Annotated in this window: 12 protein-coding genes; 9 read left to right on the top strand and 3 right to left on the bottom strand. The window is 65.7% G+C overall.

Annotation, left to right across the window (positions count from 1 at the left end; all coding sequences use genetic code 11):
• The 3 genes from ACUXVE_RS14725 to ACUXVE_RS14715 are packed head-to-tail and all read right to left on the bottom strand — an operon-like array spanning position 1 to position 3,485.
• On the bottom strand, positions 1 to 1,701 hold the full coding sequence (locus ACUXVE_RS14725; protein WP_140225757.1) for a pseudouridine synthase: 1,701 nt from the start codon (positions 1,699 to 1,701) through the stop codon (positions 1 to 3).
• Positions 1,694 to 2,566, bottom strand: a complete 873-nt coding sequence (gene scpB / locus ACUXVE_RS14720; protein ID WP_445514678.1) for an SMC-Scp complex subunit ScpB — start codon at positions 2,564 to 2,566, stop codon at positions 1,694 to 1,696. The genes ACUXVE_RS14725 and scpB overlap by 8 nt, the downstream gene beginning before the upstream one ends.
• 13 nt (positions 2,567 to 2,579) lie before the next feature.
• The gene (locus ACUXVE_RS14715) at positions 2,580 to 3,485 is read right to left on the bottom strand and encodes a segregation and condensation protein A (RefSeq protein WP_093821231.1); all 906 of its coding nucleotides are present in this window, start codon (positions 3,483 to 3,485) and stop codon (positions 2,580 to 2,582) included.
• 373 nt (positions 3,486 to 3,858) lie between these two features.
• Here ACUXVE_RS14715 and ACUXVE_RS14710 point away from each other — a divergent pair, with 373 nt between their 5' ends.
• The 9 genes from ACUXVE_RS14710 (at position 3,859) to ACUXVE_RS14670 (ending at position 16,819) form a co-directional block, all read left to right on the top strand.
• A complete protein-coding gene (locus ACUXVE_RS14710; protein ID WP_025876500.1) occupies positions 3,859 to 4,158 on the top strand; it encodes a YciI family protein in 300 nt (99 codons plus the stop codon).
• Positions 4,155 to 4,430, top strand: a complete 276-nt coding sequence (locus ACUXVE_RS14705) for a BolA family protein (protein WP_025876502.1) — start codon at positions 4,155 to 4,157, stop codon at positions 4,428 to 4,430. The genes ACUXVE_RS14710 and ACUXVE_RS14705 overlap by 4 nt, the downstream gene beginning before the upstream one ends.
• A gap of 164 nt (positions 4,431 to 4,594) precedes the next feature.
• Entirely contained in the window at positions 4,595 to 5,617 is a 1,023-nt protein-coding gene (locus ACUXVE_RS14700) for a LacI family DNA-binding transcriptional regulator (protein ID WP_025876505.1), read from the top strand.
• 76 nt (positions 5,618 to 5,693) lie between these two features.
• Positions 5,694 to 8,750 carry a TonB-dependent receptor gene (locus tag ACUXVE_RS14695; protein ID WP_093821235.1) on the top strand — a complete coding sequence of 1,019 codons (3,057 nt, stop codon included), beginning with the start codon at positions 5,694 to 5,696 and terminating at the stop codon, positions 8,748 to 8,750.
• A gap of 244 nt (positions 8,751 to 8,994) precedes the next feature.
• Complete coding sequence (locus ACUXVE_RS14690) at positions 8,995 to 10,599, top strand: glucoamylase family protein (RefSeq protein WP_093821237.1); 1,605 nt, start codon at positions 8,995 to 8,997, stop codon at positions 10,597 to 10,599.
• 64 nt (positions 10,600 to 10,663) lie between these two features.
• Positions 10,664 to 11,944, top strand: a complete 1,281-nt coding sequence (locus ACUXVE_RS14685; protein ID WP_445514686.1) for a sugar ABC transporter substrate-binding protein — start codon at positions 10,664 to 10,666, stop codon at positions 11,942 to 11,944.
• Complete coding sequence (locus tag ACUXVE_RS14680; protein WP_222388794.1) at positions 11,941 to 12,822, top strand: carbohydrate ABC transporter permease; 882 nt, start codon at positions 11,941 to 11,943, stop codon at positions 12,820 to 12,822. The genes ACUXVE_RS14685 and ACUXVE_RS14680 overlap by 4 nt, the downstream gene beginning before the upstream one ends.
• Positions 12,819 to 13,655, top strand: a complete 837-nt coding sequence (locus ACUXVE_RS14675) for a carbohydrate ABC transporter permease (protein ID WP_025876515.1) — start codon at positions 12,819 to 12,821, stop codon at positions 13,653 to 13,655. The genes ACUXVE_RS14680 and ACUXVE_RS14675 overlap by 4 nt, the downstream gene beginning before the upstream one ends.
• Positions 13,652 to 16,819: a discoidin domain-containing protein gene (locus tag ACUXVE_RS14670; protein WP_445514677.1), complete on the top strand. Its 3,168-nt coding sequence runs from the start codon at positions 13,652 to 13,654 to the stop codon at positions 16,817 to 16,819. The genes ACUXVE_RS14675 and ACUXVE_RS14670 overlap by 4 nt, the downstream gene beginning before the upstream one ends.
• The last annotated feature ends 1 nt before the right edge of the window (position 16,820 follow it).

The raw sequence follows: 16,820 nt of genomic DNA, 5'->3' as shown, positions 1-16,820 counted from the left end.
TCAGCCGCCGCGCGGGCCGCTGCGACGCGGGCCGCCCGGGCCACGGTTGCCGCCGGGGCCACCCGGGCCGCGGTTGCCACCCGGGCCGCCGGGACCACGGTTGCCGCCGGGGCCACCCGGGCCGCGATTGCCGCCCGGACCACCCGGACCACGGTTGCCGCCCGGACGTGCATTCGCATTGCCGCCCGGACGACCGTTGCCGGCCGGACGCGAGCTGCCGTACGGACTGAAGCCCGGATTGGCGTGGTCGGACGGGAAGCTGGGGGCATTGCCCGGATGGCCGTACGGGTGCTTGTTGCCCTGGCCCTGCGAGCGGTTGCCCGCACCGGCCGGACGACCCTGGCCACCCGCGCCACCGGCCCCACCACGTCCTTCACCACCAAATCCGCCGCGACCCTGGCCGCCACCGGCGCCTGCGCCCGGGCCCTTCGGCTTGCCGTACGGACGGCCCTGGCCGCCTGCGCCCGGACCACGGGCACCCGGGCCACGAGCGCCCGGACCGGCATTGCGGTGGCCGCTCGGGCCGGTGCTCACGCCATCGGGCACGTACCAGGTACGGAATGCGGCCGGGTTGCCTTCCGGCAGCGAGCGGTCGTTCTTCGGCGCGCGCTGCTTGAACGGGCGCTGCGACTGCTTGGCAGCAGCTTCACCGCTGACGGTCAGGCCGCCCTTGAAACCACCACCACCCTTGCCGCCGCGACCGCGGCCGCGGTCTTCGCGCACGTTGTCGAAGCGACGCAGTTCGCGACCTTCATCGGCGGTGTTGTGACCATTGACGTAAGCGTTGCCGCGGCCACCTTCGCGTACGCGCACGGTGGTCTTGGCAGCACGACGCTGGCCGATCACCGGCTGCAGGGTCAGGGCCGACGGCGCGCCTTCTTCCAGCTTCAGTTCGGCGCGCAGCGCTTCGACCTGGCTGCCCGGCAGTTCGACGGACTGGCCGCGGGCCAGTTCGCGCGGCAGGCTGACCTTGCCGTAGCGGGTGCGCTTGAGGCGGCTGACCTGGCAGCCCTGCGATTCCCACAGGCGGCGCACTTCACGGTTGCGGCCTTCCTTCACCACGACGCGGAACCAGTCGTGCGAATCGGTGCCGCCGATGCGTTCGATCTCATCGAACTTGGCCGGGCCATCTTCCAGCGCGACACCACGGGTGAGGCGGTCGACGACGGCATCGGGCACCTTGTCCTCGCCTTCCGGGGCACGCACGCGCACCACGTACTCGCGCTCGACCTCGAAGGAGGGGTGCATCATGGCATTGGCCAGCTCACCGTCGGTGGTCGCCAGCAGCAGGCCGGTGGTGTTGATGTCCAGGCGGCCGACGGCGATCCAGCGGGCACCCTTCAGCGCCGGCAGGGACTCGAACACGGTCGGGCGACCTTCGGGGTCTTCGCGGGTGGTCACTTCGCCTTCCGGCTTGTTGTAGACCAGCACGCGCGACGGCTCGGCCAGCGCAGTGGCGACGAAGCCGCGGCCGTCGAGCTCGATCCTGTCGCCGCTCTTGACCGACATGCCGGTCTGGGCGACTTCACCGTTGACCTTGACCAGGCCTTCGGCAATGCGCTGTTCCAGCGCACGGCGCGAACCCAGGCCGGCCTGGGCCAGGACCTTGTGCAGGCGTTCTTCCAGCTTGAACTGTTCGGACGTGGCTTCGCGCTTGAGCGAAAGCTTGTTCAACGAGGGCTTGCGGGGGGTGTCACTCATCAGTTTTGCTCCGGCCGACGGTTTCGAGGTCGGCCTCTGGTTCGGAATCGGCTTGGTCAACAGCCACGGTCGTCTTCGCGACGGCGTTGTCTTCGCGTTCGTTCACTGTCACCGCGCGCTCGCCCGGCGCGGAATCGGGGTGCCCATCATCGGAGGGCGAAGGTGCTTGCTCATCGTCGGCCGGCGCAGGAGATGCGTCGGCAGAATCGGGGGTGTCGCCGGCGGTGGTGCCGGTGTCGTCATTTGCAGCGGCGTCCGGGTCGTTGCTCACGTCCGGGCCGTCGGCACTGGCGGCGAGGGGGGCGTCGCGATCCAGCGCCAGCTGCGGTTCCAGGTCGCCCAGGTCCTTCAGCTCGGAAAGGGGCGGCAGTTCGTCCAGGCGTTTCAGCCCGAAGTAGTCCAGGAAGCCCTTGGTGGTGCCGAACAGGGCAGGCTTGCCAGGCACGTCGCGGTGGCCGACCACGCGGATCCACTCGCGCTCTTCCAGTGCCTGGATGATGTTACTGCTGACCGCCACGCCGCGCACCTGCTCGATCTCGCCACGGGTGATCGGCTGCCGGTAGGCGATCAGGGCCAGTGTTTCCAGGGTGGCGCGGGTATAGCGGGTCTTGCGTTCGGTCCACAGCCGGCTGATCCAGCCATGTACTTCGGCGGTCACCTGGTAGCGGAAGCCCGAAGCCACCTCCACCAGTTCCACGCCACGGTCCTGGCAGCCCTCGCGCAGCCGTTCCAGCGCACGTTCGATGCTGCCCGGTGGTGCCGGCTCATCTTCCGGGAACAGGTCCTTCAGCTGGGCCAGGGTGAGCGGCTGGCTGGAGGCCAGCAGCGCACCTTCGACAATGCGGTTGATCAGCGTTTGATCCATCGGCAGTCAGCGCTCACTCGTTTTCATTGGCGGCGTCGTTGTCGTCGAACTCGCTGCTGAACTGCAGCGGGGCATTGGTATTGCCGGCGGCCAGGGACTTCACGTAGATCGGCGCCAACGGTTCTTCCTGCACCAGGTCCAGCAGCTGTTCCTTGGCCAGTTCCAACACGGCCAGGAACGTGACCAGCACGCCCAGCTTGCCTTCTTCGGCGGTGAACAGGTTTTCAAAACGATAGAACCTGCCGTCTTCAAGCCGCCCCAGCACTTCACCCATGCGCTGCCGGACACTCAGCGCCTCGCGCTTGATGGCGTGGCCGCTGAACAGCTCGGCGCGCTTGAGCACGTCGTGCAGCGCCATCAGCATTTCCTTCAGGTCCACCGGCGGCGGCAGCTTCACTGCGGCGCGCTCGGGCATGAAGGCATGTGCCACGGTGGTGTCACGGTCCTGCCGGGGCAGGGCGTCGATATCCTCGGCGGCCTGCTTGAAGCGTTCGTACTCCTGCAGCCGTCGTACCAGCTCCGCACGCGGATCGGCCTCCTCGCCCTCCACGCTGGGGGGGCGGGGCAGCAGCATGCGCGACTTCACTTCCGCCAGGATCGCCGCCATCACCAGGTACTCGGCGGCAAGCTCGAAACGCAGCTCGCGCATCACGGTGATGTATTCCACGTACTGCCGGGTGATTTCGGCCACGGGAATGTCCAGTACGTCCAGGTTCTGCCGGCGGATCAGGTACAGCAGCAGGTCCAGCGGTCCTTCAAAGGCATCCAGGATGACTTCCAGCGCATCCGGCGGGATGTACAGGTCCTGCGGAATCTGCAGGACCGGTTGCCCATGCACCACGGCCAGCGGCATTTCCTGCTGCTGGGGGGCGGGCGGCCGGGTTGGCGTGTTCGCGTCGAGCGCGAGTTCGGAAGTCATCTAATGGAGATCAGGATTGCAACGGACCAGTCGCGGTAGCTGACACACCGGGCAACTGCCACGGACCGCCAGGACACCAGGCGCGCCTGTCTCGGCGCGGTTCCACACATCAAACAACAGGGCGCTCCGCAGGACACGGCAGCGACAGGACTACGGGGAGGTCGTCTACGTGACCCGGTCGGGTGGACCGGTTCGAAGCAGCGGGTCGGTCGTCGGGGGCTGCGTTGGCCGCAAAAACCGACGGGCTGCTGCATCCAGCCACGTGCAATGGCCTCTAGGGTAAGCCTTTGCCGCGCCAGTGTCCAGCCGAGGCCGGGCGCGGGGCTGGATTGGCTAGAATTGCTTCACCAGCAACGCAAGCGAGGAAATGCCGGTGTGGTATGTGATTGAAGGATATGACGGCCAGGATGTACTGGCCCAGCGGCTGCAGGCGCGGCCCGAGCACCTGGCACGGTTGACCGCGTTGCGCGATGAAGGCCGCCTGCTTCTGGCCGGGCCGTGTCCGGCGATCGACAGCGAAGACCCGGGCCCGGCAGGGTTCAGCGGCTCGGTGGTGATTGCCGGCTTCGACTCGTTGCAGCAGGCCCAGGCCTGGGCCGATGCCGATCCCTATGTTGCCGCAGGCGTCTATGTGCGGGTGCAGGTGCGACCGTTCCGCAAGGTGCTGCCGTGAACGCGGAACGGATCGAGCAGATTCGTGACGCGCTGCAGCACGCGCTGGCCCCCAGCGTGCTTGAGATCGAAGACGACAGCCATCGCCATGCAGGCCATGCCGGAGCGCGCGATGGTCGCGGCCATTTCAACGTGCACGTGGTCAGTGAGCGCTTCGCGGGAATGGCCCCGCTGGCGCGCCATCGCGCGGTCTACGCGGCCTTGGGCACGTTGATGGAAACCGACATCCACGCGTTGTCCATCCGCGCGCATACCCCGTCAGAACAGGGCTGAGGCCTTGTCCCGCGCTGTCCTGGCAGGTCCGTTGATGGGCCTGCCAGGGACAGGTTTCCGTGTCCGTTTGGGGACATTCGTCTAACGGACTGTTTACAAGCGCAGATGGAAACGCTTACATTCCGCGCCAATGCTGGTAGGTCCAAGCCGTGGAGGGCGGCTTCGTGAACAAGGCAGCCATAACAATCAAAGACGTCGCCCGTGAAGCCAAGGTCTCTGTGGCCACCGTTTCGCGCGCGCTCAACGGGCATGAAAATGTCGCCGAACCGGTCCGCCAGCTTGTGCTGGAGGTGGCCGCACGGCTGCGTTACACCCCGCACGCCGCCGCCCGCAGCCTGAGCAGCCGCCGCACCAATACGGTGGGTGTGGTGCTTCCGGACCTGTACGGCGAATTCTTCTCCGAGTTGATGCGTGGCATCGACAACGTCGCTCGCAGCCGGCGCCAGCACCTGCTGGTGTCGAGCTATCACGGCGACCAGGAGCAGCAGGGGGCAGCCCTGCGTGCCATGCGCGGCCGGGTCGACGGTCTGCTGGTGCTCTCGCCCTATGCCGAGAGCCCCGGGTTCCTGACCGACAACCTGCCGCAGGCATTGCCGACGGTACTCATCAACACCTACCTGCCTGGGCAGGACCATCCGGTGTTGAGCATCGATGACCATGCAGGGGCGATGGCGATGACCCGCCACCTGCTCGATGCTGGCCATCGCCGCATTGCATTCATTTCTGGCCCGGACCTCAACTTCGACGCGCGCGAGCGCCTGCGCGGCTTCCGTGACGCGCTGGCGGCATTTGGCAGCGGCGCCGAAGGCATCGAGCTGCCCGGTGATTTCGACGAAGCTTCCGGCCATCGCGCCGGTCAGGAGTTGCTGGCAGCCGGCACGCTGCCCGATGCCGTATTCGCCGCCAACGACATGATGGCCCTGGGTTGCCTGTATGCCTTCGCGCAGGCAGGTGTCCATGTCCCGACCGATGTCGCCCTGGCCGGCTTCGATGACATTCCGCTTGCGCGTTTCGTTCACCCGTCGCTGACCACCATGCAGGTCAGCATTGCCGAACTGGGCGATCGGGCGATGTCGCGTTTGTTGCAGTTGATGGACGGCACCTCCACGGAAGGGGCAGGGGACAAGCAGACCCTGGTCCCGCGCCTGATTGTTCGCGATTCCACCACTCCGCCATCCGGCCATTGAAGCCAGAGGCGTTCCTTCTTTTTTGATTGATCGCAGGTGCCGCGCAAGCGGTCACCGCCACCCGGAGATTGAGTTGATGATGCATTCCACTATCCGCATGCCGGCGCGCCGGCTGCTGAGCACCGCCCTGGTCAGCTGCCTGATGCTGGCCGCCGCCCCGAACGTCATGGCGCAGTCGGCCAACGCCAGCCTGCGTGGCCAGGTGTCCGGCGTCCAGGCCGGTGCCGAAGTCACCGCCACCAACGTCGCCACCGGTACCGTCCGTCGCGGCACCGTGCGCGCCGACGGCAGCTACTCGCTGATGGGCCTGGACCCGGGCACCTACAACGTGGTCGCCAACGGCCAGACGCAGAAGGTCACCGTCACCGTCGCCTCGACCGCGACGCTGAACTTCAGCGAGGCGGCTGCCGGTGGTACCGGTTCGACCGCCGCCACCAACCTGGACACCGTCAACGTCGTCGCACCGACCCTGCTGCAGGAAGTGCGTACCTCCGAAGTCGGCAAGACCGTCAGCCTGCAGCAGATCCAGACCACCCCGCAGGTGTCGCGCAACTTCCTGGAGTTCGCCGACGCGGTGCCGGGCCTGATCTTCACCCGTGATGCCAAGGGCAACACCTCGCTGCGCGGCGGTGCCACCAACTCCGACGGCACCAACGTCTACATCGACGGCGTGGGCCAGAAGAGCTACGTCAAGGGCGGCGGCGTGGCCGGCCAGTCCGGTAGCGCCGGCAACCCGTTCCCGCAGCTGGCCATCGGCGAATACAAGGTCATCAGCGGCAACTACAAGGCCGAGTACGGCCAGGTGTCGAGCGCCGCAGTGACCGCTGCCACCAAGTCCGGCACCAATGAATTCAAGGGTGAGGCGTTCTACCGCTACACCGATGAGGACATGCGCGCCAAGACCCCGGCAGAACGCCAGGGCGGCAAGGACAAGATGGTCTCGGCCGAGAAGGAATACGGCTTCGCCCTGGGCGGCCCGATCATCCAGGACAAGGCGCACTTCTTCGTGACCTACGAAGCCAAGCGCTTCGACCTGCCGGTCACCATCGCGCCGGACGGCGCGGTCACCGGTGCTGCCGGTCTGCTGCCGGCCCAGGGCGCTGCCGGCCTGGGCCCGGCCAGCCAGCCGTTCCAGCAGGATCTGATCTTCGGCAAGATCGACTTCGAGCCGACCGACAACGATCGCATCGAGCTGACCTTCCAGGACCGCGACGAAACCCAGTCGCAGTTCAGTGGCCAGACTTCGCCGGAAGCCGGTCGCGAAGTGGTCAACACCGACCGTCGTTACGCCCTGCGCTGGAACCACAGCGGCGAGCGTTACTACAACGAAATGATGGTCACCCATGAAGATTCGTTCAACAACCCGACCCCGCTGACCCTGGCCAACGGCATCACCTACACCGCACCGGACGGCACCGAAGACCGCACCGTGGTGAAGATCGGTGGCGCATCGGCACTGGATTCGCAGGTGAAGGGCCAGAAGGGCTGGTCGATCGAAGACAACCTGACCCTGGATGGCATCCAGTGGGCCGGCGACCACACCATCAAGATGGGCGTGAAGTACAAGGCGATCGACCTGTACGCCTCCGATGCGGCGCAGATCAACCCGACCTTCACCTACAGCCTGGGCGATCCGGACTTCCCCGATTCCATTCCGTACAAGGCGCAGTTCGTCAAGCCGGTGACCGGCGTGGACGGCGTGTCCGGTGAAGTGCGTTCGAAGTCCAAGCAGTACGGCGTGTTCATCCAGGACGACTGGCAGGTCAACGACCACCTGCAGATCAACCTCGGCCTGCGCTGGGACTACGAAAAGACCCCGTCCTACCTGGACTTCGTCACCCCGCAGGCCGTGGTCGACGCGATCTATTCGCAGGATCCGCGTGCTGCCGCCGGCCAGACCTACGCCGATTCGCTGGCGCTGGGTGGCCTGGACATCAGCGACTACATCAGCAACGGCCACAACCGCAAGGCATTCAAGGATGCCTGGCAGCCGCGCCTGGGCTTCTCGTATGACATCAACGCCGACGAGCAGCACGTGATCCACGGTGGTGCCGGCCGTTCGTACGACCGCGACCTGTTCGACAACCTGCAGCTGGAAACCACCAAGCTGGCCCTGCCGCAGCCGACCATCTACTTCCGCAACCCGGCCACCGGCACCTGCATCAACGGCCAGGCCGCCTGCTATGACTGGAACCCGAACCTGCTCAACGGCATCGGCAACCTGCAGAGCCTGGTCGGTGCGACCAGCAATGCCGGCCTGGAAGTGGATCTGCTGAACAACAAGCTGAAGGCTCCGTACTCGGATCAGTTCAGCCTGGGCATGAGCAACCAGATCGGTGACTGGCTGACCGACGCCACCATCGCCCGTACGCTCAGCTACGACGGCTTCGCCTTCACCCTGGGCAACCGTTACCCGACCGGCCAGTTCTTCGATGACCCGCGCCTGTGCGGTGGCACCGAGCCGGGCCTGAGCCAGGCCTGGAGCTGCAACGTGCCGGGCTTCGGCAGCCTGATCATCGGCCAGCAGGGCATCAAGACCCGTGCGACCCAGATCCTGCTGTCGGCGCAGAAGCCGTTCACCCAGGAAAGCGGCTGGGGCACTTCGATCGCCTACACCTGGACGACCGCGCGCCACAACCGCGACATCAACGAGAAGTACGCCTTCGACCGCGGCCTGATCGAGGATTACCCGACCATCCGTTCCAACGGCGCCCCGCGCCACCGCCTGGTGGTCACCGGTTCGTACGCGGGCTTCTGGGGCATCACCTTCGGTGGCAAGATCACCCTGGCCACCCCGACCGCCGTCAATGACTGGTACCCGGTGCCGCAGGCCAGTGGCTACAACCTGCCGACGCCGCAGGCGGCCGTGCCCAACGCCAATGGCAAGTTCCTGGTGGGTGGCAAGATCTTCGGCTACCGTTCGGTCGACCTGCAGGCGACGAAGACGTTCAAGCTGGCGGGCGATACCGAGCTGTACGCGCGTATCGACATCATCAACGTGTTCAACTTCGACAACTTCTCCACCTACAACTACGTCAAGACCAACGGCAAGCTGCAGGCCAGCTACAACGAGACCGGCGACATCATCGGTACTCCGCGCCAGGTCAAGGCCGAAGTGGGCTTCCGCTTCTGATCGCGGGAAGTTGATGCATCACGGAGCCATCGGTTCGCCGATGGCTCCGGTTGCAACGGCAATGGCCGGCCTCCGGGCCGGTCCATTGCCCACGCCATTGCCGGGCAGGGGGCAATGGCGTGGGCAATGACTGCGGTGTCATCAACCACGTTTCCGTGGTTTTTTAAGACCGCACTTTGTAAACGATTTCAGGTCATTGGACGTTATGCTCTTTCATCGATCAGCCCACCGGAGGAACCGCGCCATGCAGGCACGCCACCTGATGACCGCCGCTGCGATGACCCTGGCCATCGCCGCCTGCAAACCGGCCCAGCAGGAGCCTGCCAAGCCGCGCCCGCCGGTGATCCTGATCGAGGCCGACGCACCGCCGCGGCCGATGAAGCCGGAGCTGCCGCCGCTGTTTGATGACATCGAGCGCCGCACCTTCCAGTTCTTCTGGGATACCACCAACGAGATCAACGGCCTGACCCCGGACCGCTATCCGTCGCGGCCGTTCGCCAGCATCGCTTCGGTTGGCTTCGCGCTGACCGCCTACCCGATCGGCATCGAGAACGGCTGGATCAGCCGCAACCAGGCGATCGACCGCACCCTGACCACCCTGAAGTTCTTCCGCGATGTGCCGATGGGCCCGCAGCGCACCGGCAAGGCCGGTTACAAGGGTTTCTATTACCACTTCCTGGACATGCAGGAAGGGCGCCGCTACGACAGCTGGGTGGAACTGTCCTCGGTGGATACCGCGCTGCTGATGATGGGCGTGCTGTTCGCGCAGTCGTACTACGACGGCGACGATCCGCGCGAGAAGGAAATCCGGCAGATCGCCGACACACTGTACAAGCAGGTCGACTGGCCGTGGCTGCAGCAGCGTGCGCCGCTGATCTCGATGGGCTGGTTCCCCGAGAACGGCTTCATCGACCATGACTGGATGGGCTACAACGAGGCGATGATGGTCTACATCCTCGCCCTGGGCTCGCCCAGCCACCCGGTCAGCCCGGATGCGTGGACGGTGTGGACGCGCACCTACGACAACGACTGGGGCGTCTACCAGGGCCAGGAATACCTGTCCTTCGGTCCGCTGTTCGGCCACCAGTACAGCCATGTCTGGATCGACTTCCGCGACATCCAGGATGCGTACATGCGCGAGCGTGGCAGCACCTACTTCCTCAACAGCCGTTCGGCGGCGTTGGCCCAGCGTGAGTACGCCATCGCCAATCCGATGAACTGGAAGGAATATGGCGAGAACGTGTGGGGCCTGACCGCCAGTGATGGTCCGCAGAACACCACCCAGGACTACCGGGGCGAGCAGCGCCAGTTCCGCCATTACTCCTCGCGCGGTGCGGGCCTGCGCGAGAACTTCGATGACGGTACGATCGCGCCGACCGCCGCGATCTCGTCGGTCGTGTTCGCGCCGGAGGAAGTGATTCCGGCCACGCTGGAGATGCACAAGCGCTACGGCGACTACATCTACTCCAGCTATGGCTTCCTCGATTCGTTCAATCCCAGCTTCAACTACGACATCCCGATCAAGACCGGGCGGGTGGTGCCCGATCGCGGCTGGGTCGCCAGCGATTACATCGCCATCGACCAGGGCCCGATCCTGACCATGATCGCCAACTACCGCAACGACTTCGTCTGGGACGTGATGAAGAAGAACCCGTACATCCGCAAGGGCCTGGAACGGGCGGGCTTCAGTGGAGGCTGGCTGGCGCCGGAAGGCTCCTTCCAGCCGCTGGAGCTGCAGAAGGATGAGAAGGCCGCCGCAGCACGTGCGGTCGGTATTGCCGAATCACGTGCGGCCGCCGCGCAGGAACAGAAAAACAATGCCAACCGCAACACCGGCCAGGGGAAGTAACAAGGTGCACGACTGGAAACACCGTCTGCGACGCTGGGCGTTGCCTGCACTGGCCGCGCTGGTCATGGCAGGCTGCACTCGCACCGAGCAGGGCACCACTACCGTGCGCTTCTGGGCGATGGGCCGCGAGGCCGAAGTGGTCAGCGAGCTGATCCACGAATTCGAAGCGGAAAATCCCGGCATCAAGGTCGATGTGCAGAACATCCCCTGGACCGCCGCGCATGAGAAGCTGCTGACCGCCTTTGCCGCCGACGGCCTGCCCGACGTGTGCCAGCTGGGCAACACCTGGGTGCCCGAGTTCGCCGAGCTCAACGCGCTGACCCCGCTGCAGCCGTTCGTGCAGCATTCCACCGTTGTCGATCCGAAGGACTACTTCCAGGGCATCTGGGATACCAACGTGATCCACGACGAGCTGGTCGGGGTGCCGTGGTACGTCGATACCCGACTGATCTATTACCGCAAGGACCTGCTGGCCAAGGCCGGCTTCGACCATCCGCCGCGCACCTGGGCCGAATGGGACGAGCAGATGGCCGCGATCAAGCGCATGCAGGGCCCGAACCGCTATGCGGTGCTGATGCCGATCAACGAGTTCGAGCAGCAGCTGTCGCTGGCCCTGCAGCAGCCCGATCCGCTGCTGCGCGACGACGACACCCGTGGCAACTTCTCCAGCCCCGGCTTCCGCCGCACGCTGGGGTTCTACGCCAACATGTTCGAGCAGGGCTGGGCGCCGAAGATGTCCGAGACGCAGATCTCCAACGTCTGGGATGAATTCTTCCGCGGCTTCAACGTGTTCTACATTTCCGGCCCCTGGAACATCCGCGAGTTCAAGAAGCTGCAGCCGAAGGAACTGGAAGGGCAGTGGGGCACGGCCGCGCTGCCGGGTCCGGACGGTCCGGGCGCGGGCATCGCCGGAGGTACCAGCCTGGTGATCTTCCGCAAGTCGCAGCAGAAGGAAGCGTCCTGGAAGCTGATCGAATTCCTGTCGCGGCCGGCAATCCAGGCGCGCTTCCACGCGATCATCGGCGACCTGCCGCCGCGTCGCAGCACCTGGAATGCACCGTCGCTGGCCAACGATCCGCTTGCCGCGGCCTTTCGTGACCAGCTGGAGCGGGTCAAGCCGACCCCGAAGGTGCTCGAATGGGAGCGCATCGTGCAGGAAATGCGCATCGTCACCGAACAGGTGGTGCGTGGCGGCCTGCCGCAGGACAAGGCCGTGGCCGAACTGGACCAGCGCGTGGACAAGGTGCTGGCCAAGCGTCGCTGGATGCATGAACAACAACGCCTGCAGCGCAGCGCACCCCCCTCGGGTTCGACCAGTGCAGTCGCGGCCGGGAGCCCGCAATGAAACGTACTTCGCTTGCCGGCTGGATCTTCGCCGGCCCCTCGCTGATCGTACTCGGCGTGTTCTTCGGCCTGCCGGTAGCCTCGGCGCTGGCGCTGAGCGTGACCGACTTCGACCTGTATGCGCTGGCCGACAGCAGCAACCTGCGCTTCGTGGGTCTTGGCAACTACGTCGACCTGCTGCAGACCCCGATGTTCTGGAAGTCGCTGTGGAACACCACCTATTTCGTGGTGATCGGCGTGCCGTTGTCGATCGGCGTATCGCTGGGCGCGGCGATGCTGCTCAATGCCCCGGCCGCGCGCTTCAAGGCGCTGTTCCGCACCGCGCTGTTCGCCCCGGTGGTGACCACGCTGGTGGCGGTGGCGGTGATCTGGCGCTACCTGTTCCACACCAGCTATGGCCTGGTGAACTACGGCCTGGGCCATCTGGGCATCAGCCCGATCGACTGGCTGGGCGATCCCAACTGGGCGATGCCGACCATCATGCTGTTCGCGGTGTGGAAGAACTTCGGCTACAACATGGTGATCTTCCTGGCTGGCCTGCAGGCGATCCCGCATGACCTGTACGAGGCCGCGCGCATCGACGGTGCCTCGCGCTGGAAGCAGTTCCTGCACATCACCCTGCCGATGCTCGGCCCGGTGCTGCTGGTGGTCGGGGTGATCACCGTATCCGGTTACTTCCAGCTGTTCGCCGAACCCTATGTGATGACCCGCGGCGACCCACTGCAGAGCACCGTCAGCGTGCTGTATTTCATGTTCGAGGAAGGCTTCAAGTGGTGGAACCTGGGACGCGCCTCGGCTGTGGCGTTCCTGCTGTTCCTGATCATCCTGGCGGTGACCACCGTGATGCTGCGCTTTGGCCGCAGGAGGCAGTTGGTATGAGTCGTGAAATCGGCCAGTCACGCTGGCACCCGTGGATGATCAATGGCGCGTTGCTGGTGCTGGCCCTGGTCAGCCTGGCACCGTTGCTGTGGATGCTGTCGGTGTCGTTCATGCCGCAGGGCGAGGCCACCCATTTCCCGCCGCCGCTGCTGCCGTCCAGCATCACCACGCACAATTACACCGAGCTGTTCGCGCGCACCGGCATGGGTGGCAACTTCGCCAACAGCCTGCTGGTGTCGCTGGCGATCACCCTCGGTTCGCTGCTGCTCAACACGATGGCCGGCTACGCTTTCGCCAAGCTGCAGTTCGCCGGCCGTGAGCGCCTGTTCCAGGTGCTGATGGCGGCGCTGGTGATCCCGGCACAGGTGGCGATGCTGCCGCTGTTCCTGCTGATGAAGCAGCTGGGCCTGGTAAACAGTTTCGGCGGCGTGATCGTGCCGGCGCTGGCCAGCGTGTTCGGCATCTTCCTGGTGCGCCAGTACGCCCGCTCCATCCCCGATGAGCTGCTGGAAGCGGCGCGCATCGACGGGGCAGGGGAGCTGCGCATCTTCTTCCAGATCGTGCTGCCGATGCTCAAGCCGGTGCTGGTGACGCTGGCGATCTTCACCTTCATGGGCGCCTGGAACGATTTCATGTGGCCCTTGATCGTGCTGACCGACCAGGAGCACTACACTTTGCCGGTGGCCCTGGCCACCCTCTCGCGCGAACACATCATGGACGTGGAAATGATGATGGCCGGCGCAGTGGTCACCGTGGTTCCGGTGCTGGCGCTGTTCCTGGTGCTGCAGCGGTATTACATCCAAGGATTGTTGCTGGGGAGTGTGAAGGGATGATGCGTGCGATCGCCGTTGGACTGGGCCTGTTGTGGTCTTCCCTGGCGATCGCCGCACCACCGGCGCTGCCCGCGCCGAAGGTGCTGGATGATTTCGACGACATCAGCGCCTGGAAGCTGGTGTTGTCCGACCAGGTCAGCGGCTCGCTGCGGCCGGTCAGTGGTGCCGGCGGTGGCCGCGCGCTGTGCCTGGATTACGACTTCCACGAGGTCTCCGGTTACGTCGGCATCCGTCGTCCACTGAACATCGAGTACCCGGCCAACTATCGTTTCGGCTTCCAGCTGCGCGGTGATTCGCCTGCCAACGACCTGCAGTTCAAGCTGATCGACGCCAGCGGTGACAACGTGTGGTGGGTCAACCGTCCAGGCTACGCCTTCCCCAAGGCGTGGACGCCGGTGGAGTACCGCCGCCGGCAGATCGACAAGGCCTGGGGGCCATCGCCAGAGAAGGACATGGCGCGCAGTGCGTCGATGGAATTCACGATCTACAGCAAGGTCGGCGGCCGCGGTACGGTGTGCTTCGACAAGCTGACCCTGCAGGGCCTGCCCGCGCAGGATGATTCGGCGCTGCGGCCCTCGGTGATCGCCGATACCGCCACCGCACTGCAGGACCGGATGATCGACGGCAAGTCCGACACATTCTGGATCAGTGGCGGGGTCAAGCAGCAGACCATCAGCCTGGACCTGCACAAGAACCGCGAGATCGGCGGCGCTGTGATCGACTGGCTGCCCGACCTGGAAGCCAATCGCTACACCGTGCGGACCTCCGAGGATGGCCGTGACTGGCGTACCGTGCGCGAAGTGACCGCAGGTGCCGGAGGCCGCGACTGGCTGGCACTGCCCGACACCGATGCGCGCTACGTGCGTTTCGACCTGCAGGGCGGGCCGAACTGGCGCTACGGCATCCGTGACATCACCCTGAAGCCGCTGGCGTTCGCCGCGACGCCCAATGCCTTCCTGTCCTCGGTGGCGGCCGACCTGCCGCGTGGCGCGTTGCCGCGCGCCTACGTTGGCGAGCAGCCGTACTGGACGCTGCTTGGCCTGGACGGTGGCCAGGAACAGGCGTTGATCAGCGAGGACGGCGCACTGGAGCCGGCCAAGGGCAGCTTCAGCATCGAGCCGTTCATCCGCCTCGACGGCAAGCTGCTTGACTGGTCGAACGTTGCCATCAGCCAGTCGCTGCAGGATCGCTACCTGCCGATCGCCACGGTCGACTGGGTGCACGAGAAGGCCGGCCTGTCGGTGACCAGCTTCGTGCAGGGCACGCCCGAACGCGCCCAGCTGATCGGGCGCTACCGCTTGAGCAATCCGGACAAGGTCGCGCACGAATACACCCTGGCGCTGGCGATCCGCCCGTGGCAGGTCAATCCACCCACCCAGTTCCTCAACACCGTGGGCGGCTTCAGCCGCATCGACAGCCTGGACGTGGGCGAGCAGCTGGTGCGCATCAATGGCGAACCGCGGCTGTATCCCCTGCAGGTACCGGATGCGCGCTTTGCCAGCAGCTTCGACGGCAAGCTGGATGCGATGCACCTGGCCAGCGGCAAGCTGCCCGGCACCACTGCGGTGAAGGACCCGACCGGCATGGCGTCCGGCGCACTGCTGTACACGATCAAGCTCGAACCCGGGCAGAGCCGCGAGGTGGCGATCGTGCTGCCGCAGACCGGCAGCTGGGCGCCACAGGCGCTGGACGTGGCCAAGGCACAGCAGCAGGTCGCGGCGATGTGGCGCGACAAGCTGGGCGTGGTGACCCTGCAGGTGCCCGCTGCCGGCCAACCGCTGGTGGAGACCCTTCGCACCGCGGTGGCGCACATGCTGATCTCGCGGGTCGGCCCGCGCCTGCAGCCCGGTACACGCTCCTATGCACGCAGCTGGATCCGCGATGGCGCGATGATTTCCGAAGGCCTGCTGCGGATGGGGCGCAGCGATGCCGTGCGTGACTACGTGACCTGGTATGCGCCCTATCAGTTTGAAAACGGCAAGGTGCCGTGCTGCGTCGATGCGCGTGGCAGCGACCCGGTGCCGGAGAACGACAGCCACGGCGAACTGATCTACAACATCGCCGAGTACGGCCGCTATACCGGCGACACGGCCTTCCTCGAGCAGATGTGGCCGCATGTGCTGGGCGCCTACAGCTACATGGAACAACTGCGCGGCAGCGAGCGTACCGAGGAGAACCGCGCGCGCAATCCTGCCTTCTACGGGATGATGCCGGCCTCGATCAGCCACGAGGGCTATTCGGCCAAGCCGATGCATTCGTACTGGGACAACTTCTGGGCGCTGCGTGGTTACAAGGACGCAGCGCAACTGGCGGCGCAGCTGGGCAAGGTCGAGGCGATGCAGATCAGCGAGTCGCGCGATCAGTTCCGTGATGACCTGCAGGCCTCGCTGCTGGCGGCCATGCAGCAGCATCGCATTGATTACCTGCCGGGCTCGGCCGAGCTGGGTGACTTCGACGCCACCTCCACCACGATTGCGTTGGCGCCCGGCGGCGAGCAGGGGCGGTTGCCGCAGCAGGCGCTGGACGCGACTTTCCAGCGTTACTGGAGCGAATTCGTCGCACGCCGCGATGGCAAGCGCGAATGGAAGGACTACACGCCGTACGAATGGCGCAACGTCGCCGCGTTCGTGCGCCTGGGATGGCGTGATCGTGCCTGGCAGGCCACCGAGTTCTTCTTCAAGGATCGTGCGCCGCAGGCCTGGAACCAGTGGGCCGAGGTCGTCTCGCGCACACCGCGCACGCCGTTCTTCGTGGGTGACCTGCCGCATGCCTGGGTAGCCTCGGACTTCGTCCGTTCGGCACTGGACATGTTCGGCTACAACCGCGATGCGGATGAGGCGCTGGTGCTGGCCGCCGGTATCCCGGTGGCGTGGCTGCAGGGCGAGGGCATTGCCGTGCAGGGCCTGCGCACGCCGCAGGGTCAGCTCAACTATCGCCTGCAGCGCAGCGACAAGCAGCTGGTGCTGGAAGTACAGCCCGGGCTGGTGCCGCCGGCCGGTGGCGTGGTGCTGCCATGGCCGTATGCAGGCGAGCCGGGCCAGGCGACGGTCAACGGCGAGGCGGCGGAATGGGTCAACAACGAGCTGCATGTGCACCAGTTGCCGGCACGCGTCGAGATTGATGTGCCCAGCGCGGTGCGCCGCGCCGAACGCAAGGAAAAGTAAG

The organism is Stenotrophomonas sp. 3(2025), assembly GCF_052665395.1.
Note: the sequence above shows the minus strand (reverse complement) of the source record. Positions and strands in the feature narration are given on the sequence as shown.